Origin of the sequence: Methylobacterium nigriterrae (assembly GCF_037106235.1) — a bacterium.
GTDB lineage: Bacteria > Pseudomonadota > Alphaproteobacteria > Rhizobiales > Beijerinckiaceae > Methylobacterium > Methylobacterium nigriterrae.
Genome location: NZ_JBAWTG010000181.1, coordinates 1 through 7,358 on the forward strand (window position 1 = coordinate 1; position 7,358 = coordinate 7,358).

At 67.4% G+C, this 7,358-nt stretch carries 6 protein-coding genes and 1 tRNA gene; 2 read left to right on the forward strand and 5 right to left on the reverse strand.

Going from position 1 to position 7,358, the window contains the following annotated elements; translation table 11 throughout:
- Positions 1-430: 430 nt before the first annotated feature.
- The 3 genes from WDW90_RS33305 to WDW90_RS33315 are packed head-to-tail and all read right to left on the reverse strand — an operon-like array spanning position 431 to position 2,056.
- Positions 431-1,147, reverse strand: coding sequence for an LrgB family protein (locus WDW90_RS33305; protein WP_336491943.1), 717 nt, complete (start codon positions 1,145-1,147; stop codon positions 431-433).
- Positions 1,144-1,563: a CidA/LrgA family protein gene (locus WDW90_RS33310; protein WP_336491945.1), complete on the reverse strand. Its 420-nt coding sequence runs from the start codon at positions 1,561-1,563 to the stop codon at positions 1,144-1,146. The genes WDW90_RS33305 and WDW90_RS33310 overlap by 4 nt, the downstream gene beginning before the upstream one ends.
- Positions 1,564-1,582: 19 nt before the next feature.
- Entirely contained in the window at positions 1,583-2,056 is a 474-nt protein-coding gene (locus WDW90_RS33315; protein ID WP_336491946.1) for a tellurite resistance TerB family protein, read from the reverse strand.
- 223 nt (positions 2,057-2,279) lie between these two features.
- Between WDW90_RS33315 and WDW90_RS33320 the strand changes: the two genes are divergently transcribed.
- Positions 2,280-2,355 (forward strand) — tRNA-Thr (locus tag WDW90_RS33320).
- Between the two features lie 261 nt (positions 2,356-2,616).
- Positions 2,617-2,976 (forward strand): helix-turn-helix domain-containing protein, encoded by a 360-nt coding sequence (locus WDW90_RS33325; protein WP_336491947.1) that lies wholly within the window; start codon positions 2,617-2,619, stop codon positions 2,974-2,976.
- A 151-nt stretch (positions 2,977-3,127) separates the two neighbouring features.
- On the opposite strand, the gene WDW90_RS33330 is transcribed toward WDW90_RS33325, so the two are convergent.
- A complete protein-coding gene (locus tag WDW90_RS33330) occupies positions 3,128-5,092 on the reverse strand; it encodes an alpha/beta hydrolase domain-containing protein (RefSeq protein ID WP_336491948.1) in 1,965 nt (654 codons plus the stop codon).
- 471 nt (positions 5,093-5,563) lie between these two features.
- Complete coding sequence (locus WDW90_RS33335) at positions 5,564-6,733, reverse strand: amidohydrolase family protein (protein WP_336491949.1); 1,170 nt, start codon at positions 6,731-6,733, stop codon at positions 5,564-5,566.
- Between the last annotated feature and the right edge of the window lie 625 nt (positions 6,734-7,358).

Here is a 7,358-nt window from a genome sequence, read left to right on the forward strand (position 1 = left end):
TGGCCCTGGAACAGGAGCGCGGCGTCCTCGACCCGGATCGTGGCCCCGGCCTCGGCCGAGACCTCGCGCGCCGCCCCCAGGCCGAAGCTCGGTCCGAGAGGCCGCCAGTGGAAATCGCCAATCGTCTTCACGATGCTCGCACCAAGCCAGTTTCGACGCTCGCCGCGTCCGCTATTCGAGCGCTACCGTACGAACAGCGCGGTGTTGGTGCGCCCGATCACACGCGAGCGCGCACCGATCACCGGTATCCACCCGCATCCGGATCGGCGGGCGGCCGGAAGGATTGGTCTCATGGTGGTCGCTTCCCCGGCCGTTGCAATCGTGATCCCCAACGGGCGCGGAAGATCGACTGAAAACCCTCGGCGCTTCAAGTGGCGGCGGAGCACAGCCACCGCTTAATCGATGAGTGGTTGTACCGAGACGATAGCTCTCATCGCAGGATGCCGATCGCGACCGGCACGAGGATCGCGGTCAGGAAGGCGTTGAGGCCCATGGCGATGCCAGCGAAGGTGCCTGCGACCTCGCTCACCTGGAAGGCGCGGGCGGTGCCGACGCCGTGGGCCGCGAGCCCCGCCGCGAAGCCCCGGGCCCGCATGTCCCTGATGCGCAGGAGGTCCATGACGGGCGTCACCAGGATCGCGCCCGTGACGCCCGTGATCATGACGAGGACGGCGGTGAGCGTCGGGTCGCCCCCGAGCGTCTCGGCGATGCCCATGGCCACGCCGGAGGTCACGGATTTCGGACTGAGCGACACGATGACCGGCCTCGGAATGCCGAGGAGCGCGGCGAGACCGATCGCCGAGCCGAGCGCCGCGATGCAGCCCACCGCCAGGGCCGCGAGCATCGGCACGAGCGCCCGCATCACCGTCGCCCGGTGCTCGTAGAGCGGCAGCGCCAGCACGACGGTGGCCGGCCCGAGCAGGAAGTGCACGAACTGCGCGCCCTCGAAATACGTGGCGTAGGGCGTTCCGGTGAGTGCCAGCACGGTTCCGGTGAGCGCAATGGCGATGAGAACCGGATTCGCCGCGGGATGTCGGTGCGTGGCTGCCGCGATCCGGTCCGCGACCAGATAGGCCGCGAGCGTCACCGTGAGCCAGAGCAGCGGCGTCCGGGAGAGATAGACCCAGACCGCGAACTCACCGGTCACGGGCGGGGCTCCTGCGGCTGCCCGGTGGAAGCCCGGGCACCCATCAGGCGCTGCACGGCGAGGAAGCTCAGAACGGTGGCGACGAGCGCCGCGACCGTCGAGACGACGAGCACGACCGCGAGCTTGGCGCCCTCGGCCCGCAGGACGTCGAGCCGCCCGACGATGCCGGCACCCGCCGGCACGAACATCAGCGACAGGTTCGCGAGCAGACCTTTGCCCGTGCGCTCCAGCGTCCCGTCGACGAGCGGAGGCGGCAGCAGGCGCGGGACGGCACCGGGGCCACGGTCGCGCAGCACGAGGAAGCCGAGCATCAGTGCCATCCCGAGGACCGGCCCGGGTATCGGCAGTCCGCTGCCGCGGGCGATCACTTCGCCGAGAAGTTGTGCAAGCAGGATAAGGGTGAGGCTCGCGATCATGCGGCTCGGCCGCCCGCCCTCACGGCGCCGTCGCCCGCTCGGCAAGCCCTTCGCCGCGGGCGCGGGCGATGCCGGCATCGTCGAAGCCGAGCAGCTTGCCGAGACGCCAGACGAGCGCCTCCTCGAACTCGTCCACGGCGCCGTCCGCTCCGGCGACCGACCAGGCCATGGCGAGGAGCCGGCCGCGTGCGCCGTCGTCCGATTCCCGGCCGATCATCTCCACGAGCACCGACAGGTCGCGGGTCTCGGCGTCGAAGGCGGAGGCGCGGGCGATCAGGGCCTCGGCCGCCTCGGGCGTCGCCGCGTAGCGCCCCTGGACGAGACGTGCCAGGCGCTCCGCCTCGGCCGGCGCGAGAACGCCGTCGGCACGGGCGACGTGGACCAGCAGCGCCGTCGCGGCGAGGTGCTCGTCGTCGCCCTCGACCGCCTCGGCCCGGGGCGCGATGCCGAAGGCATCGGCGGCATAGGCCCGAAGGCGAGCGATCAGCGACATGCGAGTCCCCGGCGTGGAAGCCCTACCCTTTCCGCCCGCCCCGCGGGCCGTCAAGGCAAGCCGGCCGCAGGGATGCGACATGGCCGCGCCCCGTGGCACGCCTGCATCGGATCCGCGGGAGCGCCGAGACAGCCCCGCCAACCTGCCTTGCCAAGACGGATCCGGCCGATTAAGAGCCTCACCCGAACGATCCGCACCGCCCCACCGGGAGCGTCGGTATCGAGCCGCAATAGCTCAGCTGGTAGAGCACCTCATTCGTAATGAGGGGGTCGGGGGTTCGAATCCCTCTTGCGGCACCATTTTCTTCAAGCACTCAGTGCAGTCTGCCAAGGCATTGCACCCCAAGACTGCCCTTTTGGGGTGCACGCCGGAATGCTCCGTGATCGTTCGCCCAGATCTACCAGCTCATGCACCATGTAGCGGTGAGTCGTTCGACCGATTGGGCTTGGAACATCTCGAATCCGTAGGGGTCAAACCGGAGCGTTAAGCGATGACTCGTTGCGGATTTTCAGCGGTTCTGCGGCGTGATTCTCTGCTGCCTCTGAACTGAGGAGGCGCGGATGACCTGGGTGGTGGCAATCCGGACCGACATCGCAAGTGCTGCTGAACTGCGGCGTCTGGCGAGACGGGAACGGCGTCGACGCACAGCCCAGCGGATGCTGGTCTTGGCCAATGCGCTCGAGGGCATGAGCCGGGCCCAGGCGGCACGAGCAGCCGAGATCGAGCGGCAGTCACTGTGCGATGCGGCCAAGTGCTTCAACACCAAGGGATTGGCCGACCTCGTCGATGATCCGCCCGGTCGCAGGCCAGAGCGCCTGACGGAGGGCGAGCAGGCTGTGCTGGTCAGCCACATCCTGCGCGGGCCCAACCCGGAGCGGGGTGAGCCGTCTGCTTGGACCCTGCCGGGAACACATTCCTAGCCCAGTTCGCGGCAACCCTGCTACGCGGCAGTGATCCATACACCCAGCCCACGAACGTCCGCTCCCGACGGAATATCTGCCTCTGTGAGCCGAAGGACCGAACTTCAGCTCGTGGCGCGTAGCCGCACCGAAGGCATGCGCTCCAGAATTTCTACTGCGCCGTCTCCTGGCGTGCCGCTTTGATCAGGCGGTCCCCATCCTCGCGTAGAAGAAGGCGATCTGTGACCAGTCCGTCCACGGACTTCGTCACGGCAGCAACATAGGCTTCCTGATCCGGATAACGCTCCTCCAGCGAAAGCCGGGGATCGCCGCTCGCCTCTCGCTCAGCTCGCGCGCGGGCAAATGGAAGCTGGCTGCCCTCGCGGTCGCACAAGGCGCCAGTTGGGAAGGGATCGGCATAGAGGTTCCAGCCCGTGAAGGTGGCGCGCGGCGCCGCAATGGCCGGCAGGCGGATACCCGCCACGTCGTTGCCGTCGGCGTCGACGCGCGGCACGAGCGGCCGGTATTGCAGCCCGCTCTCGGGCTGGGGATCGACGTAGGTGCTGAAGCGCGCGATCGTGTTCGGCGCAGTGGGGACCGGCGCACCGACGACGAAGGGGAAGCCGGTCGCGGCTGCCTCGACCAGCGTACCGTCCGACAAGCGCGGGATACGGCTTTCCGGCGGAGTCGTGCCGTCCTTGACCCATTCCTCAAGCGCGACAAGCAGTGCTCGGAGGGCGGGGGCCGGATTGAGAGTGCTCCGCAGGTTCGCGCAGGGGCCCCTATTCGAGGTCAGTCCGGCGCGCCCATAGTGAAAGGCGCTGGAGACCAGGTAGGCACGCGCCGTGGCGGGCAAGGCTACGTCGCTGCGGCCTAGCGGATCCGTTGTCAGCATCGAGGCACCCTTCTGCCAGTACTCGGTGCTGGTATTCACTTCGATCAGCAGCGGGTCGAAGCCGTCGTTGCGCAGCAGTGCGCCGGTCCGCCCCGTGACCGGGTCGTGCTGGCGCGTAGCGGAGAACGGGAAGGCGTTTTCCGGATAGAGATGATCCTCGTGCTGCGTGTTCGTCCGGGATGGCTGGCCGAAGCGCGCATTGAGGAAAACGCCACCGATGCCGGCGATGTGCGATAGCACGCCGTCGAAGACCCGATGCCCGGCTTCGTCACGGTTGAAGCCCTGATAGATGAAGTCGCGCAGGTAGCGCCCGCTCTGCGAGATGCCGAGCGCGACGGCATGCCGGATCACTCCGCCTGCCGGGTTGGCACCACCGGCAGCATCGCCCCGCAGGTAGGCCACGACATCGCGCGTGGCGGCGAAGCCGATGCCGAGGACCTTCGGTTCGGTGGCTTGGTAGGTGAACTGATAGATCGATCCGGGCAGCGGCTTGGTGCCCTTCGGCAGCAGTTCCAGCTGTCGCGGCGTCGCATAATGCCAAGCCTCCGGCGGAACGGGCCGGGGCGGATCGGCTTCCCGGCGGCGCACGGTCAGCTGCGTGTCGGCCTTGTCCTGACTGGCCGCCTTGAAGGTGAGATAGAAGGGAGCCTCCAGCGGCCCACGCGTCGCGTTGACGAGCTCATCGCGCACGGTCTCGACGATCGGCTTGCCGTCGCGGGAAGCGATCGGCACGTCGATGGCCATGCCGCCTTGCTGGCGCAGCGCGTCCGCCTCCCATCCGGCCCAAACGATGGTGTCGCCGCGGCGCAGGACAAGCCCTGTGCCGGCATCGGCGGCGTTGCTCGGGTCGTTGACGGCCTGAGCCGCCTGTGCGGGAGCATCGAGCACCCAGTTGAACAGGAACTTGCGACCGCGGTTCAACACCTCGAACAGCAGCGTGCCGCTGCCGCGTGCGGGATCTTTCGGCCGCAAGATGAACAGATCGGTCTTGTACTCGACCATGCCGCGCGCGTTGCGAGGCGCAAGAGCGATGTCGACGATTCCGGCGTTTGCTGGATCAGCAGGATCAAGCTCGCCACGAGCGGTTCCGATGACGCGCTCGTAGGAGCCGGCAGAGCCGAAGTCCGCGCCCTCAGCAAACGGCTCGACGGTGGCGATCTCGATGCTTGTGATGCGTGCCTGAGCAGGCGTGACGCTGAGCGCGCACCCGAGCGCGCCGGCGAGAACCCGACCGATCCCCATGAGCTCGTTCCTCTCCGGCTCGTTTGGAAGGCCGGTGTTGTTAGCAATCACAAATAGGGAACGGCGTCGAGTACTGCTTGAGCGACAGCGTTGAGTTTCGAGCAGCATGTAGGTCGGCGAGAAGGTATGCCCGGCCCACCGCGGTCGCAAAATCGTTCATCGTCTATGTTGAGAGCCGCACATAAAACATTTTGTTCGATAATTGATTATTATTTCCGTGATCCAAGCTGCGCACTTCTAACGAGCGACAAGCGAACTCCTGATTCTTTGCAGGTCTTCAACCTTATAGATCCGGAGGTCTGCCTGACGGCAAAAGGCGAACGTGCCAATGTTGGCAACAACATCACCATGTCGTGGCCATCGATCGGGTGTGCGGTCACCGCACTCGCAGTCAAGTCGCAGCTTGGGTTGGCCGGAAGCAGTGTTGCCGATCCCTCCGCGTTGTCGGTCCAGCTGACGATCGGGAGGCCTTCACGGCGGCGTCGTCGTGGCCACCTCCTGCTGCTGGCCCTGCCGCCATACCTCGACGATCCCGGAGCTGTTGCCAATGTCTTCGGATGGATCAGCGGCAAGAATGAGAAAGTCTGCACGACGGCCAACTTCCAAGCTGCCGCGATCGCTGAGGCCGAGAAGTTCGGCAGCCCGCGCCGTCGCGCAGATCAGGGCTTGCATCGGCGTCAGGCCCGCCTGAACCATCAGGGCAAGTTCGCGATGCTCGGCCACACCCGGAACGCGCTCGGGCGCCGCACCGCTGTCGGTTCCGAACCCGATCCGAACACCGGCGTCATGGAGAACCTTCAGATTTGCCAAGTTCATCGCCAGCGAGTCGCGAGCGGCCTGCGCCTTCGCACTCGCACGCGTCTCGCGCCGCCAGACCGGATCGTCGAACCGCGCCTTGAGGTCGGGCGCGAGCGCCATCCGGACGAACGGCGCCTGCGCCCAAGCCGGTACATCGGCGTAGGCGAAGGTCGCCTCGTCGAGGGCAAGCGTCGCGATGTACCACGTGCTGCGCGCCTTGAGCAGCGCGACGAAGTCCGGGTCGACCGGCTTGTCGCGCACGCCGTGCGCCAGCACATCCGCTCCGGCCTGAGTGACCGCGCGCGCGTCCTCCAGGTCGTGCACGTGCGCGGCGACCCGCAAGCCGAGCCGATGGGCCTCGTCGATCACGGCCACATAGACCGCCGGCTGCATCTTGGCCGGCACCGATCCACCGAAGTCGTCGAGCCAGAGCTTCACCATGTCGGTGCCGCGCGCCTTCATGGCGCGGACCGCCTCGCGGCCCTCTTCGGCGCTGGCGGGACGAAGGAGTTGGTCGGCGCTCACGCGGATCATCGCCTGCGGTGGCCCCCCATCCGGTACGCCGATGCCGCGATCGACACCGAACAAGTCGGCACCGGGGATCCGCCCTGTGTGCGCCTCGGCGCGGATCTCAGGCATGATCCCGCCGTTGAGCCCGAGCGCCATGACGGTGGTGACGCCCCGATCCGTGTAGGCCTTGAGCTGGGCCAGGATGTTCTCGCGTGTGTAGTTGTGGGCGCCAACATCCGCCCCCTTCACGATGCCGACGTGCGAGTGGTCGGAGATCAATCCGGGCATGATCGTGCGGCCCTGCTGGTCCCGGATCTCGGCATCGGGCGACACCGTGATCGACGTGCGCGGTCCTGCTGCAACGATGCGATCGCCATCAATTATCAGAACCGCATCCGGGATCGGCTGGGCTGATCGGCCGTCGATCAGCCGGGCTCCCGTGAGCGCGAGCGGTCTCGCAGCGACATTTTCGCCGCAGAGGAGGGTCAGGGCAGCTGCCACGGCTGGCAGCAGCGCGTCTCGCCGCATTGCGGTCTCCTTCCAATCGGCCGCGGGATAAGGCTGATCGCCAAGGGTGGCGTGCGATCCCGAAGCCCACGCTGTCTTCTGAGGTTGATTGAAGTGCCTCCCCTCGCGCTTGTCGAGGCGGTCGGCACGCCGAAGGTCAGCATGGTTGCAGATCGGAAGGGAGGATCACCGGCATGTGGGCCCATTGCACTGGTGTCGGCGGTGGCCGAAAATGGGGCTATGACTGATCGCTCCCCTCTTGCCGACTCCCGGGAACGGGCGACCTTGCTCCCGCCCGGCACTCGCGTGATGCGGCTTGCCGGTGTGGTCGCCGCAACCACCCTCGCGAGTGCCGCCTTCGCATGCGCCACGCCGTTCGCGGCGCTCGCGACCTGGGCGGCGCTGTCACTGCCCCGACGCGAGGGCGTCGCGCTCATCGCGCTGGCGTGGC

Bases quoted from the DNA above. Each gene is read 5' to 3' on its own strand.
- WDW90_RS33310 (WP_336491945.1), bottom strand. From the start codon at position 1,563: ATGATCGCGAGCCTCACCCTTATCCTGCTTGCACAACTTCTCGGCGAA.
- WDW90_RS33315 (WP_336491946.1), bottom strand. From the start codon at position 2,056: ATGTCGCTGATCGCTCGCCTTCGGGCCTATGCCGCCGATGCCTTCGGC.
- WDW90_RS33325 (WP_336491947.1), top strand. From the start codon at position 2,617: ATGACCTGGGTGGTGGCAATCCGGACCGACATCGCAAGTGCTGCTGAA.
- WDW90_RS33330 (WP_336491948.1), bottom strand. From the start codon at position 5,092: ATGGGGATCGGTCGGGTTCTCGCCGGCGCGCTCGGGTGCGCGCTCAGC.